General features: G+C 66.5%; 13 protein-coding genes and 1 pseudogene. 6 read left to right on the forward strand and 8 right to left on the reverse strand.

The window, feature by feature from the left end; genetic code table 11:
• From VGV37_RS14050 to VGV37_RS14060, 3 genes and pseudogenes are all read right to left on the reverse strand, one after another.
• Window positions 1–196: pseudogene (locus tag VGV37_RS14050) on the reverse strand (sodium:solute symporter); the annotation flags it as partial.
• Window positions 193–390, reverse strand: coding sequence for a DUF3311 domain-containing protein (locus tag VGV37_RS14055; protein ID WP_326880320.1), 198 nt, complete (start codon window positions 388–390; stop codon window positions 193–195). The gene VGV37_RS14055 and the pseudogene VGV37_RS14050, both read right to left, overlap by 4 nt.
• A 106-nt stretch (window positions 391–496) precedes the next feature.
• Entirely contained in the window at window positions 497–874 is a 378-nt protein-coding gene (locus VGV37_RS14060) for a methylglyoxal synthase (RefSeq protein ID WP_326880321.1), read from the reverse strand.
• Between the two features lie 132 nt (window positions 875–1,006).
• Between VGV37_RS14060 and VGV37_RS14065 the strand changes: the two genes are divergently transcribed.
• Both VGV37_RS14065 and VGV37_RS14070 read left to right on the forward strand, forming a co-directional pair.
• Window positions 1,007–1,219 carry a hypothetical protein gene (locus VGV37_RS14065; RefSeq protein ID WP_326880322.1) on the forward strand — a complete coding sequence of 71 codons (213 nt, stop codon included), beginning with the start codon at window positions 1,007–1,009 and terminating at the stop codon, window positions 1,217–1,219.
• Window positions 1,212–1,577, forward strand: a complete 366-nt coding sequence (locus VGV37_RS14070; protein WP_326880323.1) for a type II toxin-antitoxin system HicB family antitoxin — start codon at window positions 1,212–1,214, stop codon at window positions 1,575–1,577. The genes VGV37_RS14065 and VGV37_RS14070 overlap by 8 nt, the downstream gene beginning before the upstream one ends.
• A 749-nt stretch (window positions 1,578–2,326) precedes the next feature.
• Here VGV37_RS14070 and glpK read toward each other — a convergent pair.
• The 5 genes from glpK to otsB form a co-directional block, all read right to left on the reverse strand.
• On the reverse strand, window positions 2,327–3,823 hold the full coding sequence (gene glpK, locus VGV37_RS14075; RefSeq protein WP_326880324.1) for a glycerol kinase GlpK: 1,497 nt from the start codon (window positions 3,821–3,823) through the stop codon (window positions 2,327–2,329).
• 64 nt (window positions 3,824–3,887) lie between these two features.
• The gene (locus VGV37_RS14080) at window positions 3,888–4,679 is read right to left on the reverse strand and encodes a DeoR family transcriptional regulator (RefSeq protein ID WP_326880325.1); all 792 of its coding nucleotides are present in this window, start codon (window positions 4,677–4,679) and stop codon (window positions 3,888–3,890) included.
• Between the two features lie 75 nt (window positions 4,680–4,754).
• Window positions 4,755–6,290: a S53 family peptidase gene (locus VGV37_RS14085; protein WP_326880326.1), complete on the reverse strand. Its 1,536-nt coding sequence runs from the start codon at window positions 6,288–6,290 to the stop codon at window positions 4,755–4,757.
• Window positions 6,291–6,340: 50 nt separating this feature from the next.
• Complete coding sequence (locus VGV37_RS14090) at window positions 6,341–7,711, reverse strand: alpha,alpha-trehalose-phosphate synthase (UDP-forming) (protein WP_326880327.1); 1,371 nt, start codon at window positions 7,709–7,711, stop codon at window positions 6,341–6,343.
• A 61-nt stretch (window positions 7,712–7,772) separates the two neighbouring features.
• Window positions 7,773–8,525, reverse strand: a complete 753-nt coding sequence (gene otsB / locus VGV37_RS14095) for a trehalose-phosphatase (protein WP_326880332.1) — start codon at window positions 8,523–8,525, stop codon at window positions 7,773–7,775.
• A gap of 254 nt (window positions 8,526–8,779) precedes the next feature.
• Here otsB and VGV37_RS14100 point away from each other — a divergent pair, with 254 nt between their 5' ends.
• The 4 genes from VGV37_RS14100 (at window position 8,780) to VGV37_RS14115 (ending at window position 15,886) form a co-directional block, all read left to right on the forward strand.
• Entirely contained in the window at window positions 8,780–10,330 is a 1,551-nt protein-coding gene (locus VGV37_RS14100; RefSeq protein WP_326880328.1) for a glucan biosynthesis protein G, read from the forward strand.
• A 43-nt stretch (window positions 10,331–10,373) separates the two neighbouring features.
• Window positions 10,374–12,293 carry a glucans biosynthesis glucosyltransferase MdoH gene (gene mdoH, locus VGV37_RS14105; RefSeq protein WP_326880329.1) on the forward strand — a complete coding sequence of 640 codons (1,920 nt, stop codon included), beginning with the start codon at window positions 10,374–10,376 and terminating at the stop codon, window positions 12,291–12,293.
• Between the two features lie 149 nt (window positions 12,294–12,442).
• Window positions 12,443–14,011, forward strand: coding sequence for a glucan biosynthesis protein D (locus tag VGV37_RS14110; RefSeq protein WP_326880330.1), 1,569 nt, complete (start codon window positions 12,443–12,445; stop codon window positions 14,009–14,011).
• A gap of 3 nt (window positions 14,012–14,014) precedes the next feature.
• Entirely contained in the window at window positions 14,015–15,886 is a 1,872-nt protein-coding gene (locus VGV37_RS14115; protein WP_326880331.1) for a CocE/NonD family hydrolase, read from the forward strand.
• The last annotated feature ends 102 nt before the right edge of the window (window positions 15,887–15,988 follow it).

The raw sequence follows: 15,988 nt of genomic DNA on the forward strand, positions 1-15,988 counted from the left end.
TATAGGCCGTGTAGAAATCGCCGCCGACCAGGAACCAGGTGATGATCGTGCCGAACCGCCGGCCGCCCAGGCCCCATTCATGGAGCTGCGTCATGTCGCCGGCGCGCCAGCGGGCCGCGAAGAAGCCGATGACCGTGACCAACGCGAAGAACAGGATGAAAACGCAGAGCGCCGTCCAGTTGATCGTATCGCTCATTTGACCTTCCTATAGACAAGGTAGATCAGCAGCGACGTCAGCGGCACCCACGCGAACTGATACCAGTAGAAGAACGGAAAGCCGGCGATGGCCGGCTCCCTCGCATTGTAGAACGGCAGCCAGAGCAGGGCCACATAGGGCAGCAGCAGCCCCCATAGCCACACCCCACCAGACTTCTCGGGATTTTTCCCCATGACCTTCTCTCCGGTACCGGTCCTTGAAGCGGCGGTGGACGCTAGCATGGGGAAAGCACGGGATCGAAGCGCGAATTGCGCGGGAGACCCGGCGGGATATCCCCGGTCAGTGCACCATCTGCGTCAGCCAGCCAACGACCAGATCGGCCGTCGCCTCGTTGCAGGCCATCGGGATGTTGTAGAGCGTCGACAGTCGGACCAGCGCCTTGACATCGACGTCATGAGGCATCGGCGTCAACGGATCGGCCATGAAGATTACCGCACCGACCAGCCCGTCGGCGATCATCGCGCCGATCTGCTGGTCCCCGCCCAACGGCCCGCTCTTGACCAGCGCAATGTCGAGGCCGGGGCAGGCGAGCTTGATCTGCGTCCCGGTCGTCCCGGTCGCGACCATGTGGTGCTGGGCGAAGGTGGCCTCGTGCTTGCGCACCCACACGACGAACGCCGGCTTCAGCCGGTCATGGGCGATGAGCGCGATCTTCATGGGGATTCTCCGGGCGGGTTAGAGCGTCGCTCAATCAGAGCGGAGGGAATTTGGCCAGTCGACCGCGTTCACTGGGTATCATGCGATCTAGCCGGTATCATATGTGACCAAAGTGGAAAGATCCTTGCCCGCATGCGCAACAATCCGCGTGATTGGGCGATCGACGATCTGAAAGCCTTGGCAGCGCGATACGCCATCGACTGGCGGCAGCCGGGCACCAGTCCCGTAACGTTCAGCCGGCCGGGGACGGCACCGCTGACCGTCCCAGCGCATAAGCCGATCAAGCCCATCTACGTGATCCGGTTCATCGCCCTGATCGATCTTGTTGGTGACCATCATGAATGAAACGACACTCCTTCCCCGCTTCGAGATCCGGCCTTTGTCGAAAGAGGAGGGCGGCGGCTATCTGATCGAATTTCCCGATTTCCCCGGCTGCGTCGCCGATGGGGAAACCCCGGAGGCCGCCATGCTGGAAGGCCGCGACGCGCTCGCGTCCTATGTTCGAACCCTTGAAGAGCTTGGCCGGCCGGTCCCGGCAAGTGGCGAGGTCTACGGCGGGCAATGGCGCCAACGCGTACCGAAGTCACTCCATGCGGCCCTTGCGCGCCGCGCCGAGCGCGAGGGCGTTTCGCTCAACATGCTGGTGACGACGATGCTTGCCGAAGGAATCGGGCGCCGCAGCGCATTGGACTCCGGCAAGTGACGGTGGATCTTTTGCGCAGCGAACTCACGAAGCTCGAAAGCTACATGCGATTCCCGGGAAGACCCTATCCCTTGGGCATAGAGCCATTCCCACGAACGCTCATCGGCCAAGGTTTCTTTCCTGGCGGCGATGGTCTCTGGCGGGATGCGGACCCGATGGCTTTGAGGCGTCAAAGTCCGCATGCGTTCCCCAAGAACGGCATCATGTTTCTTGGCAACGATTTCGGTTCGCTTGCGGGCTTTCAGCGGCTCAAGCTTCACGAGAACCCGCCGACTAGACGCTGGCTTAGGAACCGGATTCTCGATGCAAAAAATCCCGGGTACATTAGGCTTCTATACAAATGCCTATCTGGGCTTACCCAGCGATCGAGCGGCGCTCGCGCATCCGATGGAGGATGCAGTCAATTCCCAGCTCTGTGCCGAATATCTGGACATTCAGATCGTATCAATCGCCCATGCTAATCGTAGTTCTCGGCCCGCGTCCGGCTAGACTCCTTACCAATCTTCTTCATTTGCCTGATAGTCCTATCGGCATACTCCAACACAGCATCTACAATGGTCGCGACATCCGCATTATCACCGTCAGCCACCCTTATTCTGACATTGGAAAGACACCGCTACTTCGGCAATTGGAAGGAGCGGTATTGGCTCAGGCTTGGGCGCACATGGGCCAAGTCTACGGCATAGCTTCCGCGTGATCATGCTACAGAGCAATGCGGTCGCATCCCTAAAAACTTCCGCGTCGGTTCCTCAGTCGACCCAGTCGAACGAACGCCTGAGCGCCTTCTGCCAGGACGCGTAGAGCCGGTCGCGGTCGGCGCCGGCCATGGCGGGCGTCCAGGTCCGGTCGCGGCCCCAGTTATGCTTGAGGTCATCCTCATTGTGCCAATAGCCGGTGGCGAGGCCGGCAGCGTAGGCGGCGCCCAGCGCCGTCGTCTCGATCACCTTGGGACGCACGACCGGGACGTCGAGGATGTCGGCCTGAAACTGCATCAACAACTCGTTCACCACCATGCCGCCGTCGGCGCGAAGTTCCTTGATGGCGATGCCGGAATCCCGCTGCATGGCGCCCAGCACGTCGCGCGTCTGGAAGGCCGTCGCCTCGATCGCCGCGCGGGCCAGATGGCCGCGCCCGGCGAAGCGGGTCAGGCCCGCGACCACGCCGCGGGCGCTTTCCTTCCAATGGGGCGCATAAAGCCCGGAGAACGCCGGCACGAAATAGACGTCGCCATTGTCCTCGACCGAACGGGCGAGCGGCTCGATCTCGTCGCTCGACTGGATCAGGCCCAGATTGTCGCGCAACCATTGCACCAGGGCGCCGGTGATGGCGATCGAACCCTCCAGCGCATAATGCGCCGGCGCCTGGCCGAACTTGTAGCCGACCGTAGTGACCAGGCCGCAGGTCGATGGCACCGGCGTCTCGCCGGTATTCATCAAGAGGAAACAGCCCGTGCCGTAGGTGTTCTTGGCCTCGCCGGCGACGAAGCAGGTCTGGCCGACCAGGGCCGCCTGCTGGTCGCCCAGGATGCCGGCCACGGGCACGCCCGCCAGCACGCCCCGGGCCGTGCCATACACTTCGCTCGACGAGCGGATCTCGGGCAGGCAGGCACGGGGAATGTCGAAATTCCGCAGCATGTCCGCGTCCCAGTCCAGCGTGCCCAGGTCCATCAGCTGGGTCCGGCTGGCGTTGGTCACGTCGGTCACGTGCAGGCCGCCTTCAGGTCCGCCGGTCAGGTTCCAGAGCACCCAGGTATCGATATTGCCGAACAGCGCGTCGCCGGCCTCGGCCTTGGCGCGCGCACCCTCGACATTGTCGAGCAGCCATTTCAACTTGAGCCCGCTGAAATAGCTGGCGAGCGGCAGGCCGGTCTTGGCACGGAACCGGTCCTGGCCGCCGTCGGCGGCATAGGCCGCGACGAAATGGTCGGCGCGGGTGTCCTGCCAGACCAGCGCGTTATGGAGCGGCTGGCCGGTCCTGCGATCCCACAGCACTGTCGTCTCGCGCTGGTTGGTGATGCCGACCGCCGTGAGATCGGACGGCGCGATCGCGGCCTGCTCCAGCGCCCGGGCCGTCACCTCGCCGACGTTGTGCCAGATTTCCAGCGGGTCATGCTCGACCCAGCCGGGCTTCGGATAGATCTGCCGATGCTCCTTCTGAGCGACCGACACGATCTGGCCCTGACGATCGAACACGATGAACCGGGTGCTGGTCGTGCCCTGATCGAGCGCTCCGACGAATCGCGCCATGCTTTCCCCCTTCGGCGTCCGGCGGCCATGACCCGCGGGATCATTCTTCGCAAACGAACAAACGTTAGTCGGCAGGTGCGATCTTCAGTGCCACGTCATGCTGCTGCAGCAGCGTGGCGATCGCCGGCGGCGGCGGCTCGTCGGTGAACAGCGCGCTGACCTCGGCGATCGAGCCCATGCGGACCATCGGGCGACGCGCGAACTTGGTATGGTCGGCGACCAGGAAGACCTGGCGCGAATGGCGCAGGATCGCCTGGGCGGCCCTGACCTCGTCGGCGTCGAAATCGAGCAAGGTGCCGTCCTCGTCGATGCCGCTGATGCCGATGATGCCGAAATCCACGCGGAACTGGCCGATCATGTCGCAGGAGGCCGACCCGACGATGCCGCCATCGCGGTTGCGTACCGTGCCGCCGGTCAGAATGACCTTGAAATCGGTACTCCGCGCCAGCATCGAGGCGACGTTGAGATTGTTGGTGATGACGCGCAGATCCTGGTGGCCGGCGAGCGCGCGGGCGACCGCCTCGGTCGTCGTGCCGATATTGATGAACAGCGAGGCGTGGGCCGGGATCTCCTGGGCGACCAGCCGGGCGATCCGGTCTTTCTCCAACGGGTTCATGACCTGGCGCGCGGTATAGTCGATGTTCTCGACGCTCGACGGCAGGCCGGCGCCGCCATGGTAGCGCAGCACGCGGCCTTCCTCGGACAGAAGGTTGAGGTCGCGGCGGATGGTCTGGACCGTCACGTCGAAATGGTTGGCGAGCGCCTCGATCGCCATGAAGCCGCGCTGGCGCACCAGAGACACGATGCCGCTGTGCCGTGCCGCCGCCCCCGTCCGCTCAACCGTTCCGTCGCTCATCCTCACCGTCCCGATCGATGTTCGTTTCCGAAGCTGGCACGAGTATCGGACCGAGACAATGGCGAAAGCGAAACTCTAGCCCGCCGGCTTGGTTTCCAGCGCGGCCAGAAGCGCCGTGCCGTCGGGCGAACCGAGGCCGGTGCAGGCGTCCCAGCCTTTCCCCGCCCGATAGGCGCCATTGTCGCCGCTGGTGATGTCGCGGCAGGCCGCGGCATGGGCATAGAGCATGGGGTTGAGGAAGCCCACGGGCCGGCCCAGGTTGGCGTTCAGCAGCGCGATCAGCCCGGCCCAGAGTGGCGCCACGGCGCTGGTGCCGCCGATTACCATGCTCTTGCCGTCGACCAGCACCTGGTAGCCGCTCTCTGGATCGGCGTTGCCGGCGACATCCGGCACACCGCGCCCCGGACCGTCGCCGGCATTGGCCGACGGCGGCAGGGCCACGCCCTGCTGATAGGACGGGACCGGGAAGAACGTGCTGATCCCGCCGCCGCCGGCGCCGCCCTGTGCACCATCGTTCCAGACGGTTTCGCTGGCGATCGACGTTCCGTCCGCCGCGGCAATCACGCGCGTGCCGCCGCAGCCGAGCACGTTCGGGCTCGATGCCGGGAAATCCGCGTGCGCCTTGCCGTCCGTGACGCCATCGCCGGATCCGCCATCGCCGGATGCGACGCAGACGGTCACGCCCAGGCTGGCCGCATCCTGGAACGCCTGGTCCATGGTATTGGCGGCCTGCTGGGTCCAGCTGGATTCCGGACCGCCCCAGCTGATCGAGATGACCGACGGCTTCAGCGTCGGATCGTGGATCGCCTGGGTGACCGCATCGACGAAACCCTGATCGGTATTCGGCGCGAAATAGACCGCGATCGCGGCGCCGGGCGCCAGCGCGCCGGCGACTTCGATGTCCAACATCACCTCGCCGTCGGGACCGTTCGTATCACCGGTCGGTGCGTTCCGGCCGGCGTCGACCGCGACCGCCGTCACCGTCGGCGCGGCGATCTTGAGCTGGGTGAAATAGGTCGCGATATCGGCTTCGGCAAAACCACCGCCGAGTTCGATCAGCGCGATCGTCTCGCCGGCACCATCGCCATCCGGGAAGCCATACAGCCTGCCCAGCGCCGGTGCTGCGAAACTGGTCGGCGCGGCCTTGGCCGCCGCGACGCGGAACTGCGCCCGCGCCTGCGGCCGGTCGTCCAGGCCGAACACGCCATGGACCAGGTCGACGATGTCGTCGCCGACATAGAGCGGGCCGCTGCGGCCGCGATGCTCGCCGGTATCGGTGCCATAGCGATCGAGCTTGGTCCTGAAGGCGCGGCTGATCGCCGCGACCGTGCCGGCCAGCCGGACCAGGCGCCGGGCCAGATCGATGTCGGCGACGACTAGGCCATGGTCCACGGCATAGGTTTCGATCCGGGCGACGTGTTCGGAGCGGGCGCCGTATTGCCGGGCGAATTCCGCGCGTTCCAGTCGCATGCCGGCCGGCGGCGAGGCATGCGGCCGCAAGTAAAGACTGACGGTCAGCAACTGGGCCGGATCGACCGGGCCGAGCAGGGTAGCGCCGGCCGGCGCCGCGCGCGCCGAATCCTTGAGCGGCACGTATGTTCTTTCGGCCATGGCAACCTCCAATCCTGAAACACCAACTTCAAGCCGGAAGCCGTCCGGCATCACCCGTCGGCGAGCGCCGCCTCGAACGCCCGGCGCCAGGCGGTCACGTCCCAGCGCTTCAGCCGATCCATCAGGATCTTGTGCCGTTCCCGCCGCTCGCCCAGCGTCATTTGCAGGGCACCGGCCAGCGTGTCGCCGACCGATTCGAAATCATAGGGATTGACGATGAGCGCGCCCTCGAGCTCCTGGGCCGCGCCGGCGAAGCAGGACAACACCAGCACGCCCGGATCCTCCGGATCCTGGCAGGCGACATATTCCTTGGCCACCAGGTTCATGCCGTCGATCAGCGGCGTCACCAGGCCGATGGCGCTGGCCCGGTAGAAACCCGCGAGCGTACGCCGGGAATAGGATCGGCTGATGTAGCGGATCGGCATCCAGTCGTAATCGGCATAGGCGCCGTTGATCCGTCCGGAATGCTGCTCCAGCTCGTGCCGGATGTCGCGGTACTGATGCAATTCCCCCCGCGTCGGCGGCGCGATCTGCATGAACGAGACCATGCCGCGGAACTGGGGATGCGCCTCGAACAGCCGTTCGACCGCCTTGATCCGGCGCACAAGCCCCTTGGAATAGTCCAGGCGATCGACGCCGATCATCAGCTTGCGCCCGCGCATGCTCGCCTTCAGGCGCTTCACCTGGGGCGAACCTTCCATGTCGGACGCCTGCTTCACCAGGCCTGCCGTCTCGATCGAGATCGGAAAGGCGCTGGCCAGAAACGTCCGGCCGAACGCCTCGCCCCGGCCATTTTCGTCGATCGTGCCAAGCTTCTCGACCGTCAGGTAATCGGCGAAGCCCGCGACGTCGCGTTCGGTCTGGAATCCCACCACGTCGTAGGTCGCCAGATGTTCGACCAGGTCGCGATGCCAGGGCACGCCCAGCAGGACCTGGGCTGCGGGAAACGGCGTATGCAGGAAGAAGCCCAGGCGCAGCGAGATGTCGAGCGCGCGCAGTTCGGTCGCAAGCGGGATCAGGTGGTAGTCATGGACCCAGACCCGGTCGCCCGGCTGCAGGAAACCGTCGAGCGCCCGGGCGAAACGCCGGTTGACCGCCTGGTAGCCCTCGAGGTTGGGCCGCGAGAATTCCATCAGGTCGAGCCGGTAGTGGAAGGCCGGCCACAGCGTGCCGTTGGCATAGCCCAGATAGTAGGTGTCGTACTCGAGCTGGGTCAGGTCGAGCTCGACGACCGTGATCTTGCCGAAGGTGCGGAAGCGCGGCTTGTCGGGCACGGTCTCGACGATCTTGCCGGACCAGCCGAGCCAGACGCCGCCCTGTTCGCGCAGCGCCTCGAGCACGCCGACGGCGAGACCGCCCTGTGGCGGCCCGCCCTCGCCGACCGGCGCGATCCGGTTCGAGACGACGACGAGCCGGCTCAAGATGCGGATCCCCCGCGCCCGTCGCTAGCACCATCGTTCAATCGCTTTTGCATGCGGCCTCCTAGGCCAAACCGGCGGAGAGCGGGCGGAGCCAGGCCTTGACCGCCGCAGGGTCGGACAGCCGGTGGCGTGCCCCGGTCTCACGCTCCGCACCCACCAGGATGCCGAAGCCGCCGCCGCGCGTGGCCGCCGCGAAGCCATGCTCGTCGGTCAGGTCGTCGCCGATGAACACCGGCCGTCGGCCGAGGAACGGCCGGTCGCGCAGCAGGCGGTTGACCACGTCGCCCTTGTCGCCGCCGCGACAGCGGATCTCGACCACGAAGGATCCGGGCTGCAGCATCAGACGGCTCGGGTCGCTCGCGACCAGTTGCCGGCCGAAGGCCAGCGCCTCGGACAACAGGGCGGGGGCGCTGCGGACATGCAGGGCGACCGAGAAATCCTTGACTTCGACCAGGCTGCCCGGCCGCTCGGCCGCCCAATGGTGCGCCGCCTGGACGATATGCGGCGACAGGCTGAGCCGCGGCATGCGTGCGACGCAGCCGAACGCATCGCGCCATTCGAGACCGTGCTGACCGGCCATGGGCAGGTGTGGCAGGGCGATGAAATGATCGAGCTCCGCCAGCGGCCGCCCGCTGACGATGGCGAGCGCGCCATGCACCGCTTTGTGCGTCGCATCGAGCAGCGCGCGCAAATCGGCGCTGACCGTGATCGCGCCGGGCGTCTCGGCGAAATCGACCAGCGTGCCGTCGAAATCGATGAAGTAGCTCCAGCCCAGCCGTGCCGGCGGAGGGCTGAGATCGATTGAAGCTTCCAGGACCGGCTCCCATACCCAGGTCCGATGCGGCCTCGAGCGGCGGTCATCGGCGTTTCTTTTCCGAAACGTGCTACCGGGGGGTAAACGATGGGCGCCCCGCCTTCGATCCCATGAGCGAACCGTTTAGCCCGAAGCGGCCGCAGAGCAGCCATGCCGTGGCTCCGACGTTATCGCACGTCGGCCGTTAACGACGATATGCGATATCTCGTTCGGATGTTAAAGGATCCAAAGCATTAGCGGGCTGTTGATCGATCATGCAGATCAGACGTCGTCAATTCATCGCCGCCCTGGCGGGAACGGCTGCCACCGGGGCCCTGGCTCTGCCGGCACGATCGGTGCTGGCCGGCGATTCCGCCGGCTTCACGTTCGACACGGTGAAGGACCAGGCGGTCCAGCTGGCCAAGCAGCCCTATGACGGCAGCAGCCCGCCGCTGCCCGATTCCCTGAAGACGCTCGACTACGCCCATTTCCGGATGATCGACTATCGCTCGGACCAGGCGCTGTGGACCGACGGCGGCCTGTTCCGTATCGAAATGTTCCATCGCGGCTTCCAGTATGATCGCAAGGTCACGATCCATACGATCGAGAGCGGCGAGGTCCGCGAGATCGGCTACAACCCGGCAATGTTCGATTTCGGCCCGAACAAATTCGAGACCAATTTCGACCAGGATATGGGCTTCGCCGGGTTCCGCCTGCATTTCCCGCTGAACCGGCCGGACTATTACGACGAATTCGCCGTGTTCCAGGGCGCCTCGTATTTCCGCCTGATCGGTCGCGGCGAGCAATATGGCCTGTCCGGTCGCGGCCTCGCGATCGATACCGCCAGCCCGCAGGGCGAGGAATTCCCGGCTTTCACCAAATTCTGGATCGAGCGGCCGGCCTCCGACGCCTCGACCGTCGTCGTCTACGCGCTGCTCGACAGCAAGAGCACGACGGGCGCCTACCGGTTCGAGCTGACGCCCGATACCGAGACCCGCATGCGGGTCGAGGCCGTGCTCTATCCCCGACTGGACATCCGCAAGCTGGGCATGGCGCCGCTCACCTCGATGTTCCTCCATGGCAAGCTGGGCAATCGGCCCTTCTCCGACCTGCGGCCCGAAGTGCATGACAGCGACGGGCTGGCGCTGCACACCGGGTCGGGCGAGTGGGTCTGGCGGCCGCTGATGAACCCGAAGGTGCTGCGCGTCAGCGCCTTCGGCGACCAGAGCCCCAAAGGCTTCGGCCTGATGCAGCGCGAGACGGACTTCCATCAGTACGAGGATGTACTCGAGCACTACCAGCGCCGGCCGAGCCTGTGGGTCGAGCCCGAAGGCGACTGGGCCAAGGGCGCGGTCGAGCTGGTCGAAATTCCGAGCGACGACGAGATCAACGACAACATGGCCGCCTATTGGGTGCCGGACACGCCGGTGAAGGCGGGCGTGCCCGTGGCTTTCACCTATCGGGCCACGACCCTGCCCGGCGCCACGCCGCTACCGACCATCGGCCGTGTGGTCGGCACCCGTTCCGGACCCGTCGCGCCGGTCGATGCCGCGAAGGACGATCACAAGGCAGCGTTGCGATTCTGGCTGGACTTCACGGGGGGCGACATTCCGTCGCTGTCCGATCGCCTGCCGGTCGAAGCCATCGTGACGGTGTCTACCGGCAAAGTTGATGATATCGTTTGCCAAAAGCTGGATGCAGACGTCTGGCGGGCCGCCTTTACCTTCACGCCGGACGGGAAGAAGGATTCGGAAATGCGCGCCTTCATAAAGCTGCGCGACAGATCCTTGTCCGAGACCTGGACATTTCGTTGGACGGCCGAGTGAATGAATCGCCGTTTCGCCCGTTGTGTGGTGCGGAGGGTATGCCATGCATGACCATAAGACGCACACGCTGACCCTGTTCCTGCGCCGCGCGGCGCTGCTGATCCTGACGATCGGCAGCACGGGCATCGCGGCGTCGCTGATGTCCCAGGTGATGGCCGCCCACGGGCTGGGCCTGATCGGCTTTGCCGGCGTGGTGTTGTTCACCATCAGCTTCGGCTGGCTGGCCATCAGCTTCTGGACCGCGGTGTTCGGCTTCGTCGTGCGCCTGATCGGCGGCGACCCGGCGACCCTGACGGTCGAGGCCGACCTGCCGCTGGTGCAGCGCACGGCCGTGGTCATGCCCATCTACAACGAGGATCCGCTGCGCGTGTCGGCGGGGCTCGAGGCGACCCTGGTCGGCCTGGAGCGCACCGGCGAGGGCGCGCATTTCGATTTCTTCGTGCTGTCCGATACGCGCGACGCGACCCATGGCCAGGCCGAGCGCCGGATGATCGAGGGCCTGCGCCGGCGCCATGCAGCGAGCGGCATCAAGATCTTCTATCGCCGCCGTTCGAAGAACGTCGGGCGCAAGGCCGGCAACATCGAGGATTTCGTCAAGCGCTGGGGCAATGCCTACGCGCACATGGTCGTGCTGGACGCCGACAGCGTGATGTCGGGCAACACCATCGTGGCACTGGCGCGCCTGATGCAGGGCCACCCGGATGCCGGCATCATCCAGACCTTGCCGGTGCCGGCGAACCGCGAGACCGCGTTCGCCCGCATCCTGCAGTTCGCGAGCCGGCTCTACGGTCCGGTGCTGGCCTCCGGCCTCGCGTTCTGGACCGGCGGTGCCGGGAACTACTACGGCCATAACGCCATCATCCGCGTCGCCGCCTTCGCGCGCCATTGCGGGCTGCCGATCCTGCCGGGCCGCGCCCCGCTGGGCGGCGAAATCCTGAGCCACGACTTCGTCGAGGCCGCGATGATCACCGGCGCCGGCTTCAAGGTCTGGATCGTGCCGGAGCTGGCCGGCTCCTACGAAGAGATGCCGGCCAACGTCATCGATTATGCGACGCGCGACCGCCGCTGGTGCCAGGGCAACATGCAGCACAGCCGGCTATTGAGCTTTCCAGGCCTGCGCCTGATGGGCCGCCTGCACCTGAGCATGGGCGTCGCCAGCTACCTGACCTCGCCGCTTTGGCTGGCGCTCCTCAGCCTCAGCACCGCCGATGCGGTCGAGCGTGCGCTGCAGGGACCGGTCTATTTCAAGCCGGGCTTCAACCTGTTCCCGAACTGGCCGGTCGCAACCGATTTCCAGATCAACCTGCTGCTGATCATGACCCTGGTGGCGCTGTTCCTGCCGAAGATCATGGGACTACTGCTGGTCGTGTTCAGTCCGACCCGCCGCCGGCCCTATGGCGGCCTGTTGGGCCTCGTCTCCAGCGTGCTGATCGAGACCGTGTTCTCGACCCTGCTGGCGCCGATCATGATGTTGTTCCAGTCGCTGTTCGTCAGCGCCGCCTTCTCCGGCCGCAGCGTCGCCTGGGAAGCCCAGCCGCGCGACGACCGGGGCCTCAGCTGGCGCGAGGGACTGAAGCGCCATGCCGGCCAGACTCTGCTGGGCCTCGCCTGGGCCGGGGCGGTCTATTGGATCGCGCCCAGCTTCTTCTGGTGGCTGACGCCGATCTTCGCCGGCCTCGCCGTTGCGATCCCGCTGTCGGTGCTGTCGAGCCGGTCGAGCCTCGGCATCAAGCTGAAGCATTGGGGCCTGTTCTTGACGCCGGAAGAAACCCAGCCGCCGGCCGAGCTGCGCCGCCTGCGCCGGGCGCTCAACCGCGGCCTCGATGCGCCGGTTCCGGAAACGGAAGGCGGCGAGCAGGAAGAGGAATCCCTGACCCCGGACGAGAATGGCGCGGCCATGGCACACACGCCCTGGCCCGAAAAGAAGCCGATCGCGGCCGAAGGCGTTCAGGACGTCGCCTGATCCGGAAGGTTGACACGGGGACACCCCGCCCCTTCGCGGGCGGGGTCCTTCGTCGCGGAAACCAGTTTTCTCTTGAAACCGAAGCGAAGCGGCGCTCCCATGCGCCGCCTTTTCCGTTTCCGCCTGCTTTTCCCGTACGAAAGACCGCCATGAATTTCCTCAGCCGACGCCGCGCGCTCGCCGGCATCGCGGCGGTGGCCGTCGGCCCGACCCTCTCGGCATGGCCGTTCCGCGCGGCGCTCGCCGCCGATCCGCCGATCAAGCTCGGGCCCAGTCAGCCGTTCGATTTCGAGCACCTGATCGCCCAGGCCAAGGCGCTGGCCAGCCACCCGTATCAGCCGCCGGTCATCCGCCACGCGGAAATTCTGGATAAGATCGATTACGACGTCGCCCAGCAGATCCATTACCGGTCGGACCGGCAGCTCTGGCCGGCGGGATCGGGCGCGCCGTTTCCGGTGCAGCTGTTCCACCCCGGCAAATATTCAAAGGCGCCGGCGCGGATCTACCAGATCGCCGGTCCGAACGCGCGCGAGGTGCAATACAGCCCGGCCCTGTTCGATTTCGGCACCGCCGAGTTCCTGCGCAAACTGCCCGACGACATCGGTTTTTCCGGCTTCCGCCTGATGCATCCGGGCGCCCGGAACGATTTCCTGACGTTCCAGGGCGCCAGCTATTTCCGCAGCTCCGGCGAACTCGACCAATATGGCCTGTCGGCCCGCGCCGTCGCGGTCAATGCCGCGACCGGTCGCGAGGAATTTCCGCGCTTCACCGCTTTCTGGATCGGCGAGCCCGGCACCGCCGGCGGCGATACGCTGATCCATGCCCTGCTCGACGGCCCGAGCCTGACCGGCGCGTTCCGCATCGCCGTTTCCAGCGACAAGCAGCCGGTGCTGAAGATCGACTCCGTGCTCTTCACCCGCAAGGAGATCCAGCGTCTGGGCGTGGCGCCGCTTGCCAGCATGTTCTGGTACGGCAAGCACAACCGCACCCAGGGCGTCGATTGGCATCCGGAATTGCACGACAGCGACGGGCTGGCGCTCGCAACCGGCGCCGGCGAACGGATCTGGCGCCCGCTGAACGATCCGGCCACGACCAAAATCAGCGCCTTCATGGACAAGGATCCCCATGGCTTCGGCCTGCTGCAGCGCGAGCGGGAATTCGCCCGCTACCAGGACGATGCCCAGTTCTACGAGCGGCGGCCGAGCGTCTGGATCGAACCACTGACGCCCTGGGGCGAAGGCTCCGTGCAATTGATCGAGCAACCGACCGGCGACGAGACGGCGAACAACATCGCCGCCTTCTGGGTCCCGAAGGGCCCGGTCAAAGCCGGCGCAGAACTGCGCTTCGCCTATCGGCAATATTGGCTGGCGGACGAGCCGCACCCGCCCGAGGCCGCCCACGTGGTCGCGACCCGGATCGGTATCGGCGGCCAACCCGGCCGGCCGCGCCCGCCTGCGACCAAGAAATTCGTCGTGGATTTCACCGGCGCCTCGCTCGACGGCCTGACCCGGCTGGACGGGGTCGAACCGGTCGTGACCGCGACACGCGGCAAAATCGCCGCCGCCGCCGCCCTGCCGGTTGCCGGCACCCGGGATTGGCGCCTGGCGTTCGATCTCGTCGTCGAGGGTACCGAGCCGATCGACCTGCGCTGCTATCTGCGCCACGAGGGCGCGGCGCTGACCGAAACCTGGCTCTATCAATTCCTGCCGACCGGCTGAACCATGACCCAACCGTTCGACGTCCTGGTGGAACGCGACATTCCGGTGGCGATGCGCGACGGCATCGTCCTGGTGCTCGACATCCATCGGCCGGCACGGGATGGCACGGTGGCCGAGGGCGCGTTCCCGGTCGTCCTGGAACGCACGCCCTACGACAAATCGGCGCCGTCGCGGTCCGAACTCGACCGAGGCCAGGATAGGCCGCTCGGTCGCGCCGAGGTCGCTGCCGAGTTCGTCGGCTATGGCTATGTGGTCGTCTATCAGGATTGCCGGGGCCGCCATGGCTCCGGCGGCCGGTTCACGAAATACCTGAGCGAGGGCGAGGACGGGTTCGACACGATCGCGTGGATCGCGCGTCAGCCCTGGTGTGACGGGCGGGTCGCGACCATGGGCCTGTCCTATGCCGCCCATACGCAGGCGGCACTCGCCTGCCTGGCGCCGCCGGCGCTGGCCGCCATGGTGCTCGATTGCGGCGGCTTCTCGAACGCCTATCGCTGCGGTATCCGTCAGGGCGGCGCGTTCGAGCTGAAACAGGCGACCTGGGCGTTCAACCAGGCCAAGGAAAGCCCCGAGGCGCTGGCCGACCCGCTGGTCCTGGCGGCGCTCGAGGCCGAGGACCTGAGGATGTGGTTCGCCGCCATGCCCTGGCGGCCCGGCCATTCCCCGGTGCGGTGGGTCCCGGAATACGAGGCCTACCTGTTCGAGCAATGGACTCACGGCACGTTCGATGATTTCTGGCGTCGCCTTGGCATCTACGCCGAGGGCTTCTACGACCAGTTCGCCGACGTGCCGCAGGTCCATATGTCGAGCTGGTACGACGCCTATGTGCCGACCGCGATCGGCAATTACAGCGCGCTCAAGGCCCGCAAGAAGTCGGCGGTGCGGCTGATCATGGGACCGTGGCTGCATGGCGACCGCACGCTGAGCCATGCCGGCGACGTGGAGTTCGGGCCGGCGGCGCCGATCGACGGCAACGTCGCGCCGAACTGGCGGGTGTTCCGCCGGCGCTGGTACGATCATTGGCTGAAGGGCATCGACAATGGTGTCGACCGGGAGCCGTCGGTCCGGCTGTTCCTGATGGGCGGCGGCACCGGCCGGCGCACGGCGGAAGGCCGGATCGACCATGGCGGCCGCTGGATCGCAGCCGAAGACTGGCCGCTGCCGGACACGCGCTTCACGCCCTATCATCTCCATGCCGACGGCCGGCTCGACCCGGCTTTGCCGGGGGAGGGTGACCCGCTCGCCTATCAATTCGATCCGGCACACCCGGTCCCGACGATCGGCGGCGCGCTCACGTCGGGCATGCCGGTATTCGCGGGCGGTGCCTTCGACCAGCGCGAGGCCGACTTGTTCTTCGGCTGCACCCGCCCCGGCCTGCCGCTCGCCGCCCGGGCGGACGTGCTGGTGTTCGAGACCGCGCCCCTGGCGGCGGACATGGCGGTGATCGGCCCGATCACGGTCCGGCTGTTCGTGTCGTCCGACGCGCCCGACACGGATTTCACGGCAAAGCTGATCGACGTGCACCCACCGACGCCCGACGATCCGCGCGGCTTCGCCATGAACCTGACCGACGGCATCCTGCGCTGCCGCTACCGGGACTCCTTCGAGGCGCCGTCGATGATGGCGCCCGGCCGGGTCTACGAGATCACGATCGAGCCGTTCGCGACCGCCAACCTGTTCCAGCGCGGCCACCGCATCCGGCTCGACATATCGTCCAGCAATTTCCCGAAATACGATGTCAATCCCAACACCGGCGAGCCGGAGGGCGCGGCACGCCTGAAGCGCATCGCGACCAACCGCGTCCACCTGGACCCGGCGCATCCCTCGCACGTCCTTCTGCCGATCGTGCCGGTCGAGGCCCTCAGGGACCTGTGACGCGGCACCGGTTATTCCCCGGCCGCCCAGCGCTCGAGCAGCGGCGTCAGCCGCATGCCCGGCGCCGCCCCCAGCACCGTCGCGGTGCGGTTGGCGCGTGAA

The sequence above is a fragment of the Aliidongia sp. genome (assembly GCF_035943795.1).
Classification (GTDB): domain Bacteria; phylum Pseudomonadota; class Alphaproteobacteria; order ATCC43930; family CGMCC-115725; genus Aliidongia.